This window comes from Aquirhabdus parva (genome assembly GCF_003351745.1).
In the GTDB taxonomy this organism is placed as follows: Bacteria; Pseudomonadota; Gammaproteobacteria; order Pseudomonadales; family Moraxellaceae; genus Aquirhabdus; species Aquirhabdus parva.
Map to the genome: position 1 here is coordinate 3,067,259 of NZ_CP031222.1, position 13,846 is coordinate 3,081,104.

Sequence of the window (13,846 nt, forward strand, 5' to 3'; positions counted from 1 at the left end):
TCATACCGACTACGCTTGAGGCCTTTCATCAGCTCATGACGATTGATCCATCATTAGCTACATTGCATTGGACTTAATGAAACCATGGTTCCGAAGGCGGGATCGCTCATGCTGTTTTTGCCGTCTTCAACATGACCGGCAAAACGACGCAAGAAGCCATTGGCCGTTGATGCCACCACCGACAGATCATACCAACCATGACTGTTCTTTAGGTCCCAGATGTCTTGTACATCTGTTCCCGGCTGGACGGTATAACTCCGGCGCTGAGTACTGTAGGTATTGGCTTGCACGGTGATGGTACACGCGACGGTTCCGCGGTTGCTTAAGGTCAGGATGACATTGCCATTGGCGACGTCATAGCAAAGCGTGGCGTCAGGATTGCCACGTTTGGGCAACGCAGTATCTGCTAAATTGCCATGAAAGACACGCAAGAAACCATTGGGGCCATAGACCGCAAGATTATAGTCGTCCCCTGTCCAGTAATCCGATGTCACCGCGCCTGCGCCGACGGTATAGAACCAAGGACCATCAGAGCGATTGCCCGCATAGACACGAAATGCCGCACCCGACAAGCCGCTATTGGCAAAATCCAGCCAGAACTTTTTCTGAATCGGGTCTTGGCGGGATTGGACAAAGAGCTCATAGGGGACTGGACGTGTGGGACGCTGGCCCGACTCTTGGACGGGTAAGACTTGCACCGATGGTACAGTAGGGCTTGGCAATAGAGACTGGCTGTCGGCAATTTGAGTGTAGAGACTGGTATTGGGGAGTGTGGGCACCTGTCCATTGGGATTTTTAAAATCAAACAATGAGGTTAAATCACCACAAATGCTGCGGCGCCAAGGGGTGATATTAGGTTCCATCACGCCAAACCGTTTTTCAAGGAATCGGATAACAGAAGTGTGGTCAAACACTTCTGAAGAGACCCAGCCGCCCTTAGACCACGGTGATATTGCCAGCATCGGCACGCGCTGCGCCAGCCCATAAGCGCCTGCGGCATATTTACTGTTTCCGGCAAAAAATTCATTCACCGTATCCACAGTCGATTTGCCTTGATTGCTCGAAGCAGGTGGAACTGGCGGCGCATCATGATCAAAGAAGCCATCATTTTCATCATAGTTGATGAAAAACACCGTACTGCCCCACACGTCTGGATTACTGGTTAAGGCATCCAACACTTCGGAGATATAACGCGCGCCGTAGCCCGGCGTCCACGATGGATGCTCGGTAAAGGCTTCCGGTGCAGCGATCCATGACACTTGCGGCAAAGTGTTATTGATCACGTCTTTTTTAAGATCAGCGAGGCTGTAGCCTGTGACCGCATTGGTATACAACGCTGAACCCGGCTTGGCATCTTGATACTTTTGAAAATACAGTAAGGAGTTATCACCATAGTTGCCGATATACGGATTGCTGGTCCATCCCCAACTACCGGCGGCATTTAGACCGATGCCGGGATCTTGATAGACCCGCCATGAGATATTGGCGGCTTGCAGACGCTCTGGATAGGTCGTCCATGCGTAGTTACCCGCTTCTGAGTTATCGATGACCGGGCCATTGCCTTTGCCATCATTGCCTGCCCAGCCCGTCCACAGATAGTAACGGTTAGGATCTGTCGATGCCATGATAGAGCAATGGTAGGCGTCACAAATCGTAAAGGCATCGGCGAGTGCATAATGATAAGGAATATCGGCACGCTTGAAATAACCCATGGCGTTTTGGCCTTTCGTCGTGACCCAGCCATCATACTTGCCGTTGTTCCATGCGCTATGGGTGCCAGTCCAGCTATGATCCATATCACCCAGTTGCTGGGCGCTGGTCTTGCTGGTGTCTAGATGAAAGGGCAGCACATAGCCGCCTTTGCCATTCGGCTGGTACCAGACTGGCGCACCACTCGGCAGTGGAGTCGGGCGCGCATCACCATAGCCACGCACGCCATTTAAAGTACCAAAGTAATGATCAAAACCCCGATTCTCTTGCATTAGGATCACGACATGCTTGACGTCGTTGATCGTGCCAGTCTTGGAGATCGCTGGCAGTGCCAATGCTTTTTGAATGGATGCTGGCAGTCCAGCCGCTGCGGCGGCAGTCGCCGACATGCGTAAGAAATTGCGTCTAGATGTCACGGCTCACCTCAGAAAATATCAAAATTTGGGAGACCACTAGCTACACGCTAGTGGCAAGCATTTGAATTCGGTTGGGCATTGGCGATGTGGTTGGTCGCTTTAGATGCACCGCTGGAAATATTGGCTGGTGCACAGTGGATCACAGGCGGAACACTGACCGGCGGCGTTGGAGGGACAACGGGCGGTGTGACAGGCGGTGTGACGGGCGGTATGACGGGCGGCGTGACCACGGGAGGTGTGGGTGTCACGACTGGCGGTGTCGGTGTAGCCCCAGATGAAGTGGTCGGTGATGCTGTTGGCGTCGGATCAGTGCTATCTGAACCACCACATGCCGCGAGTGCTAATGGCAGGATCATGATCAGCGGCCAATGAATTTTTCGCATGGAAAGACTCTCGTCAGTACAAAGTGATATAGGGCGCAAGAAATTTTGCCCGATGGTTAAATTCGATTATAGGTAAGCGACTGTGAATGGATCATGACAGTGTCACGCGAGGTTGACGATAAGTGCGACCAACATAGTTAAAGAAATTAATTTAATTAAAATCAATATCTTAAAAACAATAAATATTGAAAAAAATTCGTAGCGCTCGCGGGATAGAGATAACATTCATCACACCGCGGGGTTTATTTCTACTATTTGATAACCGATATACATAAACAATACGGGTTCGTATTCGACAGCCTTGCTAAAGTACGTGCCTAAATCGACGACAGGACTAAACCATGACTGACAAGAGTCAACAATTTGCCAGCGACAACTATTCGGGGATCTGTCCAGAAGCATGGGCCGCTATGGAACAAGCCAACCACGGTCATCAGCGCGCGTATGGCGATGATGAATGGACGTTTCGCGCCGCCAACGATTTTCGTAAACTGTTTGAAACCAACTGCGAAGTATTCTTTGCCTTTAACGGGACAGCAGCCAACTCCCTTGCATTGTCGTCACTGTGTCAAAGCTACCATAGCGTGATCTGCTCAGAGACCGCTCATGTTGAAACGGATGAATGTGGCGCACCAGAGTTTTTCTCCAACGGTTCTAAACTACTTACCGCGCGCACTGAAAACGGCAAGCTGACCCCTGAGAGCATCCGCGAGATCGCGCTCAAGCGCCAAGATATCCATTACCCCAAACCCCGTGTCGTGACGCTGACCCAAGCCACCGAAGTCGGCAGTGTCTACACCCCGGATGAAATTCAGGCCATCAGCCTCACCTGCAAAGAACTTGGCCTAAGTCTGCATATGGACGGCGCACGGTTCTCCAACGCTTGCGCATTTCTGGGCTGCTCGCCTGCCGATCTGACATGGAAAGTGGGCGTCGATGTATTGTGCTTTGGCGGTACCAAGAATGGCATGGCCGTGGGTGAAGCCATCTTGTTTTTCAACACCGAATTGGCTGAAGACTTTGATTATCGTTGTAAACAAGCTGGTCAACTCGCGTCTAAAATGCGCTTCCTCTCAGCGCCTTGGGTCGGCTTACTGGAAAACAATGCGTGGCTCAAACACGCCCACCACGCGAATCATTGCGCACAGCTGCTGAGTAGTCTAGTTGCTGATATTCCGGGCGTGAAGCTGATGTTTCCTGTACAGGCGAACGGCGTGTTTCTGCAACTCTCGGAACCCGCCATCGCTGCACTCACCGCCAAGGGCTGGCGCTTCTATACCTTCATCGGCAAGGGCGGCGCACGGTTCATGTGCTCATGGGATACCGAAGAAGAACGCGTAAGAGCGCTCGCCGCGGATATCAGGGAGGTGATGGGTGGCTGAGACGCTCGCAACAATGCTCATGGCATAGGGATACGATTCATCACAAAGTGCATTTAAGTCGCTGAATCAACAGGATCAAGTGAAGATGGAATAGATTTTCTATCTGCATATGGTCCACAACCCGTATACGTTTAAGATAGAGATCTGCGAAGCTCACTAAACGGCGATTTGTTGTTGAGTCGCACAGTGAATCGTACCACCGCCATTGGCAATCCCGTCAGTGGTGATTTGCATGATCACACGATCTGGAAAAAGTCTTTGCAGGGTCTCAAAAGCCGCTAAGTCAGCGTCGGCATCGCCAAACTGCGCCATCAGCACACAGCCATTCGCTAGATAATAACCGACATAGCCCGCAGCAAAGGCATGACTATTGAAGTTACGGCTACCCCGACTCCAACCATTCCGCGCGGTAACGACAGGTTGAAGCACACTAAAATCGGGACTCTCTAAAGGCACTGCATTGATCTTTCGCCCTGTGACATCGGTGGCGTTTTGCAGGATTTTTTGGTTGATCAGCGTTGCGGCATGATCGGGAGACTCTGGGTCTGGATCTAGGGTATAGACCACATGACCATTGTCCGCAAAGCGCGCATAGAAATCAATGTGCCCATCAGTGATGTCTTTGGCCTTACTGCCGGGTAACCAGATGACTTTGCGCACGCCAAGCGTTCGCAAAAGCTCAGCTTCAACATCAGCTTTGGTTTTACCGGGGTTACGATTGGGGTTCAGTATGCAGCTTTCCGTGCAGATCGCGGTGCCATTGCCATCCACTTCGATGCCACCACCCTCCATGACTAGCCATGTAGCGATCTTGGTCGCGGGGGCATGCGCAAGGGTAAAATCGGCGATGGTTTGGTCACGCGCAATCGGTTGGTCTTCGATGCCATTCACAGCCTTCAGGGGGTCTTTTTTCCAACCTACCGCACCTGTGTTCACTTGCCCCCAGCCATTAAAATTAAAGTTCACGCCATAGAGTGCTTTCTTGGCATCAACGACAAAGACCGCGCCGGTGTCACGAATCCATAAGTCATCCAGTGGATGAATCACAAACTGGATGCGGTTGCTTTGTATGGCGGGTAACGGTTTTCCTCCGGTAAAAATACTGCCCGCTTCATAATGATCGGTCTGTACACTCACGGGCTCTTGTGCAACTTGGCGAAGAAGGGTGTTGGCTTCTGCTTGATCGGCGGCGTTATTGACGATCATGATGACTGGCTCAAAGCGTGAAAGATTGGCGGCGATACGCATTAAGTCTTTACGGGCAATCAAACGATTGGCACCAAAAGCGCCGTTCGAGCCCCATGCTTGAACCGTGGCGCCATAGGCCATCCACGTCAGCTTATGCAGACTACTTTCATCGGGCATGCGTACAAATACACCCGCTGGGTTGGCATTGCCTGTCTTTGCGGTGGCAGCTTGTGCATCACCGTACGCAGTGAATGCATTGCCCATCAGGAAGAGGGCTCCACCTGCTGTAGTATTTTTGAGGAAAGATCGGCGAGTGGTCATGTGATCAAATACATCCAAATGCGAGTATTCTAAGTTTATGAACGTTGTCTGATATTGGCTATGCGGTTTGAGTAACGAGAAAAGCCACTTCTCGCGGAATGATCCCCATTTATGGCATCGCCAAATGTTCAATAAATTATCTAAAACCACTCTGTGGCTGACCTTAACCGCAGTCTCGATTTGCTTGATCTCATTGGCCAACCCTTGCAGATTCGCAACACGTTGATTGACCGCCAGACTGCACCTATTGCTTATTGTTTATGCTATTTGATGCTTTTGTTCATCGGCTTGCTCGCAATTATTGTATTTTTGACAATACTTATTTTCAAATAAATAACATGATCGCAAAATACATAAAACAATAATAAATGAATAGCATAGATAATCTTTTCTTGCGCGTCGTCAACAATGAATCAAGCTACACCACTCCTACCTCCTTGACTTAGTTCCTTAATGACATCTACTATGCAGCACCGCCCTCACTTAATGAAAAATAATGCAGCGTAATGGCTGACGTGATTCGGACGTTTAGCCGTTCCCAAGCGCAAATTTAAGCTTAGAATAGGTGGTCGATCCTGACCGAATAGCAATACTCACAACGACTACGCGGGGGAATGTCACATGGCGAAGAATGTCTGGTTAATCTATGGTGCCAACGGCTATAGCGGCGAACTGATTGCCCGCGAAGCGGTAAAACAAGGTCTGACTCCCGTTCTTGCGGGGCGTTCGCTCGCCAAGCTTGAGCCACTGGCAGCCGAATTGAATCTGTCGGCTCGCGCCTTTGATCTGGCTGATCCCAAGGCGGTTGCTGCGGCGCTTAAAGATGTGAGTGTGGTGCTCAACTGTGCTGGTCCCTTTGCGGCGACTGCGGCACTGTTGATCGAGGGCTGTATTAAAGCCAAGACTCACTATCTGGATATCACCGGTGAGATTGCGGTGTTTGAGCATGCGCAAGGCCTGCATGCCAGAGCCAAACGTGCAGGTGCAGTGATCTGTCCGGGCGTTGGTTTTGATGTGATCCCAACCGACTGTGTGGCGGCGGCGTTGAAGGCGGCGCAGCCCGATGCCACGCATCTGGCGCTGGCGTTTAAAACCGCCTCTCCCATGTCACCCGGCACAGCCAAGACCGCGGTTGAAGGACTGCAATTGGGCGGTATGGTGCGAGAAAACGGCGTGCTAAAGAAGGTACCGCAAGGCTTTGATATCCGCGATATCGATTTTGGTCGCGGGCCAAAATCAGCAATGACGATTCCATGGGGAGATGTCTCAACCGCCTTCTGGAGTACCAAGATTCCTAATATCAGTGTCTATATCCCCGTTCCTAAAGCCTTTGCTCTCTCGGCACGCCTCACTGGCAGTCGTCTGGACTGGCTGTGGAAGAAGCCAGCGGTGATCGACTTTCTCAAAGCCCAGATCGAAAAGCGTGTGCCCGGTCCGGATACCGAGAAACGTGCAGGGCTACCAACCTATGTCTGGGGTGAGTCTAGTAATGCACGCGGCGAGAAGAAAACCGCGCGCCTCAAGATGGGCAATGTCTATGATGTGACTGTGTATGGAGCGCTGGCGATTGTCAGTCACTTATTGCAAGAGAGTGCCAGTGACACCACGACGGTTGCGCTAAAAGAAGCTGGGCGTGCCGGCGGCTACTTCACGCCGTCGCAGTTGATGGGCTATGACTTTGTCTCTAGCCTCCCCGATGCAGGTCCAATCGAGATTCAATGATTGGCGATGCAGAGGATCTCTATCACCTTGGAAATACGACCATGAATCAAGCGGCATCGACGGATATCAGCAATACGGCAACCACAGCCAAAGTGACACTGACGCCGCGCTCTCTCGCAAAGTCAAAGACCATCACGATTCGTAAGACCCGCTTTCAAGCGGCGAATCTGACGGAGCAGTACTCCAAGTCACCGCTGATTTCGCACTTTCTGACAGCCCTGTCGATGTCGTTTCCGCGCGGGGAGATGTTCTTTGTCGATACGATCAAGAACGTACGTAGCGAAATCAAAGACCCAAGTTTAAAGGCCGATATCGCCGCTTTTATCGGTCAAGAATCGATGCATGCCAAGGCGCATGATCAGTTCAATACCGAGATTCAATCTGCGGATTATCACTTAAAGCGTTTTGATGCGGAGATTGATAAAGAGATGGCGCGTCTACGCACACTCTCTAAACGGCGGCAGCTTGCGGCGACGGTGGCACTGGAGCATTTCACGGCGATGATTGCAGGCTACATTTTGACTCATCCCAAGCTCGTCCAGCAGCTACCGCCCAATATGGCGTCCTTGTGGATCTGGCATGCCGTAGAAGAGATCGAGCATAAGCATGTGGCGTTTGATGTCTATCAGACCGTATTTAATAACCTCGCTCAGCGCCGCCGCAGTATGCGCACAATCAGCTTGGGATTTATCATCAGCAATACGGTAATGACCAGTCAACTGCTGTGGCAGAATCGCAAACAGAGTCTGGGGAGCGTGAAACAAATCTGGGCGAATCTACAGGGCGTGGGGACACTTGCGCATATGATGGTCAGCTTGCTGCCCGAGTATCTGGCGTTCTATAAAGAGAGTTTTCATCCATCAGAGATTGATCACACACCGCTTTTGGCGCGTTGGCGCGAGGAGTTGGTGAAAAAGGAGTGGGTGGAGGTTTAAAAAAATGGGGAAAAATATTTTCCCCGTTTTTTTATGGCGAATTGATGCTTTTAGGCTACGGTGCGTAGGGTGAGGCTAGGTGGTTGCTTGACCTGAATCGCTTCAGGGGACTTCAGCCAGCACGGATGAGAAACACTCTTCATGGTGACACGCAGTACAGAGAAGAATGCAGCATTGGCCGACCACAGTTGACTTGGCATGGGCAGACGGCCATTTGTCCAACGTTGACTCGATCCATCTGTGGTGACCTCAGGGATGTGGAAACCTGAGCTAAAGCAAGGATCATCGACTGCGACGTCTTGACTGCCTTTCATGCCATGAATATGGAAGGATTTGACATACAGCCCTAGTTGGCGACGATCACCTTGGTTAGTGGCTGACCACTCAGCAGGGACAAAGGTATTGGACATCAGTACCACATCCGTCGCATTTGCAGGGATCAAAAACTGGGCAACATGGCCATCAATCTCAGGATTGACGCGCTCGCCATTGATCATGAGATGGATATCCAAGTCTTCGCTTCTAACCCAGCCCAATTTCTCGGCACGTGTGCGCAATTGGGTGCGCACCGCCTCAAGAATCGCGCCACCTTGAATAACAGGGCGACCATAATCCCGACTCAACACACCATATTTGAGATCAGGATTACTGCTGTCCGATTTGTTTTTAAACCATGCACGATTGCCAGAGTCATAATAACTCTCTGCATCCAAACCATTGGCGATCAAAGTATCATGATTTTCGAGTTCGACATGCCAATAAGTCACTTGATCAACTTCCATTTGCGCAATGGTCGCGCCATTGGTCAAATGACCGACGGGGATGAAGATGTCATCAATTACATTGAGACCCACCGAGTGTCCTGGTGATAACCAGAGATCGCTATATGGCTGATCAGGACCAAAAGCACCCGCTTGTACTTTGATCGGCCATGCGTCTTCATAGCGCTGCTCATTGCTAAGATCAAATTTCAAGGTACGATTGCCCAGCCAGACTATCGGTTGTTGCTCACCAGATGCGGTGATGACGATATCACCCACCCGCAGGGTTTCAACAGGCACATCTCCGCGTACAGTCCGGATCAGAGAGCCTGATACGAAGCACACTGGCACGGTGGTATAAACGCTGTTGCCACTGACGATGAGATTGCTTGAGTCATAATTACCGGTCAGATTGATGGTGTAAGTCGAACCGTTTGAGGCATTAAACGTAATCGTGTTCGTGCCGACGGAGACTGAATTTACACCACCGCTATAGGAGATGAATTGACCCGCATGGAAGTTTTGAATGGTGCCGCCAAACTGCTGCGTGAACACAAAGGAATCGTTGATGCTGTCACCCATATCGATGGTTTGGGTGGATACGCCCGTGCCCTGCCAGAGATAGGTGCCGCCGTTGGTGAGTTGTACATTCCCCGTTGCCGAAGTCACATACTGACCTGCGGTCAAACTGCCGCCGTCAACGATCAATGAGCCTTGGCTTGAATCGATAAAATTGGGAACCATGTTGAGATGGGCAGCACCCACGGTCAGACTGCCTTGAACAGTCAATGATGCTGCTGGTGAGTTCATGGTCAAGCTTGCAATTTTGACCAATCCTGATGATGTAGTCAGCGTTGCGGCGGGACCACTGCTAAACACCACGCCATCTAAAGTACTGGGCAACGTGCCAGTAGACCAGTTTGCACTATTCCCCCAAGTCCCATCCCCACCCGATCCTGTCCACGTTTGTGTTGTTGGCATTACTCATCCCCTAATAAAAGTATATTACATTGTTGATGTGCAAGAAAAAAATCTGGCACGTTGTTAAAATACGGTTTTTAAAATTCAATCTTCGACACTTATTTTTCTAAATAATGAACATTCATTTTTTAAATCGCGCGCAGCAGATCCTTCGCTCGTTATGCGCCCCGCTTGTTGTACTCTTGTATCAAATTAGATGATTTTTTGCTAGTGATTTGTTCTACACTTTTGGCCTTTCAGATGAACAAAATGATATTTACCTGTAGTTGCATCCTTTTGTATTCACGCAGTATATTAGAAAGCCGCTTTGCACAATCATTCAAAAATTGACATCAATTCTTACATATCTGCACAAGCTTGACGATGTGTGAGGCTATAGGACACAGCCAAATCCTCTTGAATGACTTAAACTCAAGAAAGTGAATGCAAAAAATCAAAAAATAGGATGCTGGGGCTTGAGTTCAGGCTGTTTTGAACATGCACGGATATAGACAGAAATATTGGTCATGCGGGATGGCGACAGGGTTAAAGCAGGTGGTTTCTGGCAATACGATCCAGTGATGATCATGATGCGCGATTAAAATGAGTCCTAAAAAAGATCTCTACACTAAGCGACCCGTATAGAGACCTTTAGACAAGGGCATGGATAAATCATGCCTGCTACAAGGACGACTCTTAAATCAAATGACAACGAAATCGCAGCGTCATCGGATGATGCTTGCTATAGCGATAATGGATTGGGCTACACGAGTTTTCATGGCTGGACTTGACCCCATGCACACACCACATTTCATGATATTCATAACGACATTCCTTTTTTAAATAAACTTCCCTGATTATTCTTTATCGACTTTCAATCGATTCTTTTACTATTCCGTAATCGTTTTCGATGCGCCCTAGAAACCCTCTCTACACAGCCGAATCTAGAGCATCTTTTACCTAGACGCAATGTACGTTCATCGACTCAATAAAATATACAGACCTGTCTGTATATAAGTCAATATAAACAATCACTTTTTCTGATAAAAAAATAATGTTTTTTTTGAAAATTTGCTGGAGTAGTCATTTTTTTGAGGAAATTTCGACGTTTTAGCTTACAAGAATTTTTTTCATCCGAAAAAAACAACCATTCAGTCAATTCATGTTGGTAAGTTGTTGCTTTTATGTTTAAATCCGTGGGTCCTGCCACTTACCCTAGCGAGCAGGAATTCGCCTACGACCCAAAACGTAGGCTTTTTTTCGTCTGGAAAAAGATACCACTCGGTCAAATTTAAATTCCAAACACCCTGCGATGTGCTTATATTCCCTTGTCTTGTTTTTTTGACATTTAAACAAGATCTCTCTTGATGCCCGCAGATACCCCAACTGCGGGCTTTTTTTATGGAAAACTTGCGCAAATGCCATACGGTCAGCGAATGCAAAAGCATTGCGTCAGACTCTGACAATTTTTGACCATTTGCTTCCACAAACTCTACACACAAAATTAATTAAAAATAAATTATTTATATAAAACAACAAATTAATAAATTAATATTTTTTCCAAAAATTCAAATTTCCCTCACAATTATGATCAACAATACGTAAGCCTAAGCATGATGCTAGAAGGCTATTTTTTGTTATGGTCAAAATTGATCCTTGGGGAGGGATAAGATGACACCTGAAATTCGGAAACTCATCCGTAAACGTTGTGAACTCGATGCCGAGTTGATGTTCTCAACAGCGACACAACACTGGTCAATGCCGTTCCGTCCAAAGAACAAACAGTTCTTTGATCAAGAGACCGGCTTAACTGAAAACATTGGTTTGGCGGTGGAAATGTACCGTCCGGTCAATGAGGAACAACGCGAGCTTAAACATAAAATCATTGAGATTGATAAACAGCTCGAAGCGCTTACTGACGGACAGCTCTGTCATAGTTAATGGCAAGACAGCATGATCAGGAGGTTCGCACTTCCTGATCAGGCTGTTAATATGAGGCTGCTTAAAAGCTGGTCTCGTATACCCTCATGTACCCCACATTTACTTCTGCTAATTTTCAAATCCTGTGTGATGAACTCGCCGTCCGTGATGCTGACTTAGGGCACATCATCCACACCCACGGCTATCCCCCGATGTGGACACGCAACAACAGCTTTGAAACGCTCGTGCATATCATCCTTGAACAACAAGTGTCGCTCGCCTCTGCCCTTGCAGCACTTAATCAATTACGCGCACGAATTGGTATCGTAACGCCTGAACGGGTTCTTACATTAAGTGATGAAGAATTAAAAGCCTGTTATTTTAGTCGGCAGAAGACCGCCTATGTCCGGGGACTGGCAGAAGCGCTGATGACCAAGCAGTTAGATTTGATCGCGCTGGAGACGCTGCCGAATGATGAAGTCCGCCGGATCTTGTGTGGACTCAAAGGGATTGGCGACTGGACGGCGGATGTTTATCTCATGTTTGTCTTAAGGCGTACGGACCTGTTTCCGCTGGGCGATCTGGCTGCGGTAAACGCACTCAAGACGATCAAGGGACTGCCCAAGGTGACGCCACGTGAGACGTTGCTCACGATCACCCAAGACTGGCAGCCCAGTCGCACCATCGCAGCAATGATCTTATGGCATTATTATTTGAGTGTGCGAAAGAAAGCTTAAAAGAACATTGATCTTCCACTGATTTACTCATCCATTAAAGTTCTAACCATATGGTCTGTAATTTGCTTATGATTGAGCATCGTTTGTATGTTTAATACATACAGCCCAATAGAGAGTAGCGCTTTCATGCTGAAAAAAGTGATCATCTCGGTACTACTGTTGTGCGTGGTGATGGCTTATCAATATTGGCCGAGCACACCGCTTAGCCAGCCCCAAACATCAGCGCCTCTGCCTGTGATGCAAGCACCAACTCCAAAACCACCGTCTTCAGTGCAAACCAATATCGCGCCAGCGCCATTTGTACATAACCTGAATCATGAACTTGCCCTTGAACAAGCTTATCAGAGCAGCCACGACTTACATGGTTTCTATCTCAAATATCACAATAGCACCAATCCTGATGAGCAACTTTTTGCATTGAGGGCTGCTGAGCTCTGCGCTCAGTTTATTGCCTCACCCGAAGACAGTTTAACGTTGCAGATCCAAAGTCTGCCGAATCGTAATCGTAGTCCAGAAGCCCAACTGGCTATTCAGACTCTATTTGCGCGCTGTTCGGCTTTTAGTCATGAATTTACCACTGCCAAGGCATTTCGGGATGAAGTAGCGCGATTAAGCAATGAAGTGATACAGGGTGAAAGCTATTTCGGAACTGAAATGAGAGTCGCCATACAACAGGCAACTGGAGAAGGATCAAAAAACCAAATAAAACCTTTGATCCGAGCCGTACTGCTGTCTAAGGAACCAGAAGCTATTAACGGTATTTCTTCTTTTATGCTACCCATTTGGAAAACTGCTGCGCAGAATGACACTGACTCACCATCCTCACCCGCACGGGTCAACGCTTTAGCATTGATGTTAGCAACCTGTGAATTAGGGCGTGATTGTTCAAAAGATGCAAACGACTCGATTCAACACTGCACTTGCTCAAATGAGTGTCAAGGTTTGGTAGAAGCATCTATTGCAGATATCCCGCTTGATCTACGGCAAGTGGTGCTGAGTAAAAAAAGCGAATATGTACGGGCGATTCAACAAGGAAATCTTCAGATACTGGGGTTGGATTAGCTGATAAACGTTAAGCACTGCCCTCCTACACTGATTTACTCATCCATTAAAATTCTAACCATTTGGTCTGTAAATTGCTTATGATTGAGTATCGTTTCACGTTCGATGCCTCCCTCTCGGAAGAAACAGCATGTCGATTCCTGAATACTGGTATATCGGTCTAATCATCGCACTCCTGATCACTGCCGTGCTGTCGATCGAGGGCTACCATAAAAGCAGTTTTACTTTAATTGTGCTGTGTTTTCTGATGGCGTTGGGCGTGGTTATGGGATTCATTCGGGTGGAATGAGTTTAGAGGTCAGTTAAGCATGAATTTTAGATATTATTTTCGTTGCATCATCCTAGCACC

At 48.4% G+C, this 13,846-nt stretch carries 11 protein-coding genes; 8 read left to right on the plus strand and 3 right to left on the minus strand.

Annotation, left to right across the window (positions count from 1 at the left end; genetic code table 11):
* Nucleotides 1–53: 53 nt before the first annotated feature.
* Nucleotides 54–2,126, minus strand: coding sequence for a phosphocholine-specific phospholipase C (locus tag HYN46_RS13840; RefSeq protein ID WP_114899928.1), 2,073 nt, complete (start codon nt 2,124–2,126; stop codon nt 54–56).
* Between the two features lie 90 nt (nt 2,127–2,216).
* On the opposite strand from HYN46_RS13840, the gene HYN46_RS17320 reads away from it, so the two are divergent.
* Together HYN46_RS17320 and HYN46_RS13850 are read left to right on the plus strand one after the other, a co-directional pair.
* Nucleotides 2,217–2,498 (plus strand): hypothetical protein, encoded by a 282-nt coding sequence (locus tag HYN46_RS17320; protein ID WP_162818210.1) that lies wholly within the window; start codon nt 2,217–2,219, stop codon nt 2,496–2,498.
* A 352-nt stretch (nt 2,499–2,850) separates the two neighbouring features.
* Nucleotides 2,851–3,891: a threonine aldolase family protein gene (locus HYN46_RS13850; RefSeq protein ID WP_114899929.1), complete on the plus strand. Its 1,041-nt coding sequence runs from the start codon at nt 2,851–2,853 to the stop codon at nt 3,889–3,891.
* A 156-nt stretch (nt 3,892–4,047) separates the two neighbouring features.
* Here the strand turns inward: HYN46_RS13850 and HYN46_RS13855 are convergent, their stop codons facing one another.
* Nucleotides 4,048–5,400: an agmatine deiminase family protein gene (locus HYN46_RS13855; protein WP_114899930.1), complete on the minus strand. Its 1,353-nt coding sequence runs from the start codon at nt 5,398–5,400 to the stop codon at nt 4,048–4,050.
* Nucleotides 5,401–6,021: 621 nt separating this feature from the next.
* Here HYN46_RS13855 and HYN46_RS13860 point away from each other — a divergent pair.
* Both HYN46_RS13860 and HYN46_RS13865 read left to right on the plus strand, forming a co-directional pair.
* A complete protein-coding gene (locus HYN46_RS13860; RefSeq protein ID WP_114899931.1) occupies nt 6,022–7,122 on the plus strand; it encodes a saccharopine dehydrogenase family protein in 1,101 nt (366 codons plus the stop codon).
* The gene (locus HYN46_RS13865) at nt 7,119–8,057 is read left to right on the plus strand and encodes a metal-dependent hydrolase (protein ID WP_228254818.1); all 939 of its coding nucleotides are present in this window, start codon (nt 7,119–7,121) and stop codon (nt 8,055–8,057) included. Before HYN46_RS13860 ends, HYN46_RS13865 begins: the two co-directional genes overlap by 4 nt.
* 50 nt (nt 8,058–8,107) lie before the next feature.
* Here HYN46_RS13865 and HYN46_RS13870 read toward each other — a convergent pair whose 3' ends face one another.
* The gene (locus HYN46_RS13870) at nt 8,108–9,799 is read right to left on the minus strand and encodes a Hint domain-containing protein (RefSeq protein WP_114899932.1); all 1,692 of its coding nucleotides are present in this window, start codon (nt 9,797–9,799) and stop codon (nt 8,108–8,110) included.
* 1,650 nt (nt 9,800–11,449) lie between these two features.
* Between HYN46_RS13870 and HYN46_RS13875 the strand changes: the two genes are divergently transcribed.
* The 4 genes from HYN46_RS13875 to HYN46_RS17325 all read left to right on the plus strand — a co-directional run bounded on the left by HYN46_RS13875 (nt 11,450) and on the right by HYN46_RS17325 (nt 13,786).
* On the plus strand, nt 11,450–11,719 hold the full coding sequence (locus tag HYN46_RS13875) for a hypothetical protein (protein ID WP_114899933.1): 270 nt from the start codon (nt 11,450–11,452) through the stop codon (nt 11,717–11,719).
* An 86-nt stretch (nt 11,720–11,805) separates the two neighbouring features.
* The gene (locus HYN46_RS13880) at nt 11,806–12,435 is read left to right on the plus strand and encodes a DNA-3-methyladenine glycosylase family protein (protein ID WP_114899934.1); all 630 of its coding nucleotides are present in this window, start codon (nt 11,806–11,808) and stop codon (nt 12,433–12,435) included.
* Nucleotides 12,436–12,561: 126 nt separating this feature from the next.
* Nucleotides 12,562–13,497, plus strand: a complete 936-nt coding sequence (locus HYN46_RS13885; protein ID WP_114899935.1) for a hypothetical protein — start codon at nt 12,562–12,564, stop codon at nt 13,495–13,497.
* A gap of 130 nt (nt 13,498–13,627) precedes the next feature.
* A complete protein-coding gene (locus HYN46_RS17325) occupies nt 13,628–13,786 on the plus strand; it encodes a hypothetical protein (protein WP_162818211.1) in 159 nt (52 codons plus the stop codon).
* Nucleotides 13,787–13,846: the final 60 nt, after the last annotated feature.

Bases quoted from the DNA above. Each gene is read 5' to 3' on its own strand.
- HYN46_RS13865 (WP_228254818.1), top strand. From the start codon at position 7,119: ATGATTGGCGATGCAGAGGATCTCTATCACCTTGGAAATACGACCATG.
- HYN46_RS13880 (WP_114899934.1), top strand. From the start codon at position 11,806: ATGTACCCCACATTTACTTCTGCTAATTTTCAAATCCTGTGTGATGAA.
- HYN46_RS13875 (WP_114899933.1), top strand. From the start codon at position 11,450: ATGACACCTGAAATTCGGAAACTCATCCGTAAACGTTGTGAACTCGAT.
- HYN46_RS13855 (WP_114899930.1), bottom strand. From the start codon at position 5,400: ATGACCACTCGCCGATCTTTCCTCAAAAATACTACAGCAGGTGGAGCC.
- HYN46_RS13850 (WP_114899929.1), top strand. From the start codon at position 2,851: ATGACTGACAAGAGTCAACAATTTGCCAGCGACAACTATTCGGGGATC.
- HYN46_RS17325 (WP_162818211.1), top strand. From the start codon at position 13,628: ATGTCGATTCCTGAATACTGGTATATCGGTCTAATCATCGCACTCCTG.
- HYN46_RS13885 (WP_114899935.1), top strand. From the start codon at position 12,562: ATGCTGAAAAAAGTGATCATCTCGGTACTACTGTTGTGCGTGGTGATG.
- HYN46_RS13860 (WP_114899931.1), top strand. From the start codon at position 6,022: ATGGCGAAGAATGTCTGGTTAATCTATGGTGCCAACGGCTATAGCGGC.
- HYN46_RS13870 (WP_114899932.1), bottom strand. From the start codon at position 9,799: ATGCCAACAACACAAACGTGGACAGGATCGGGTGGGGATGGGACTTGG.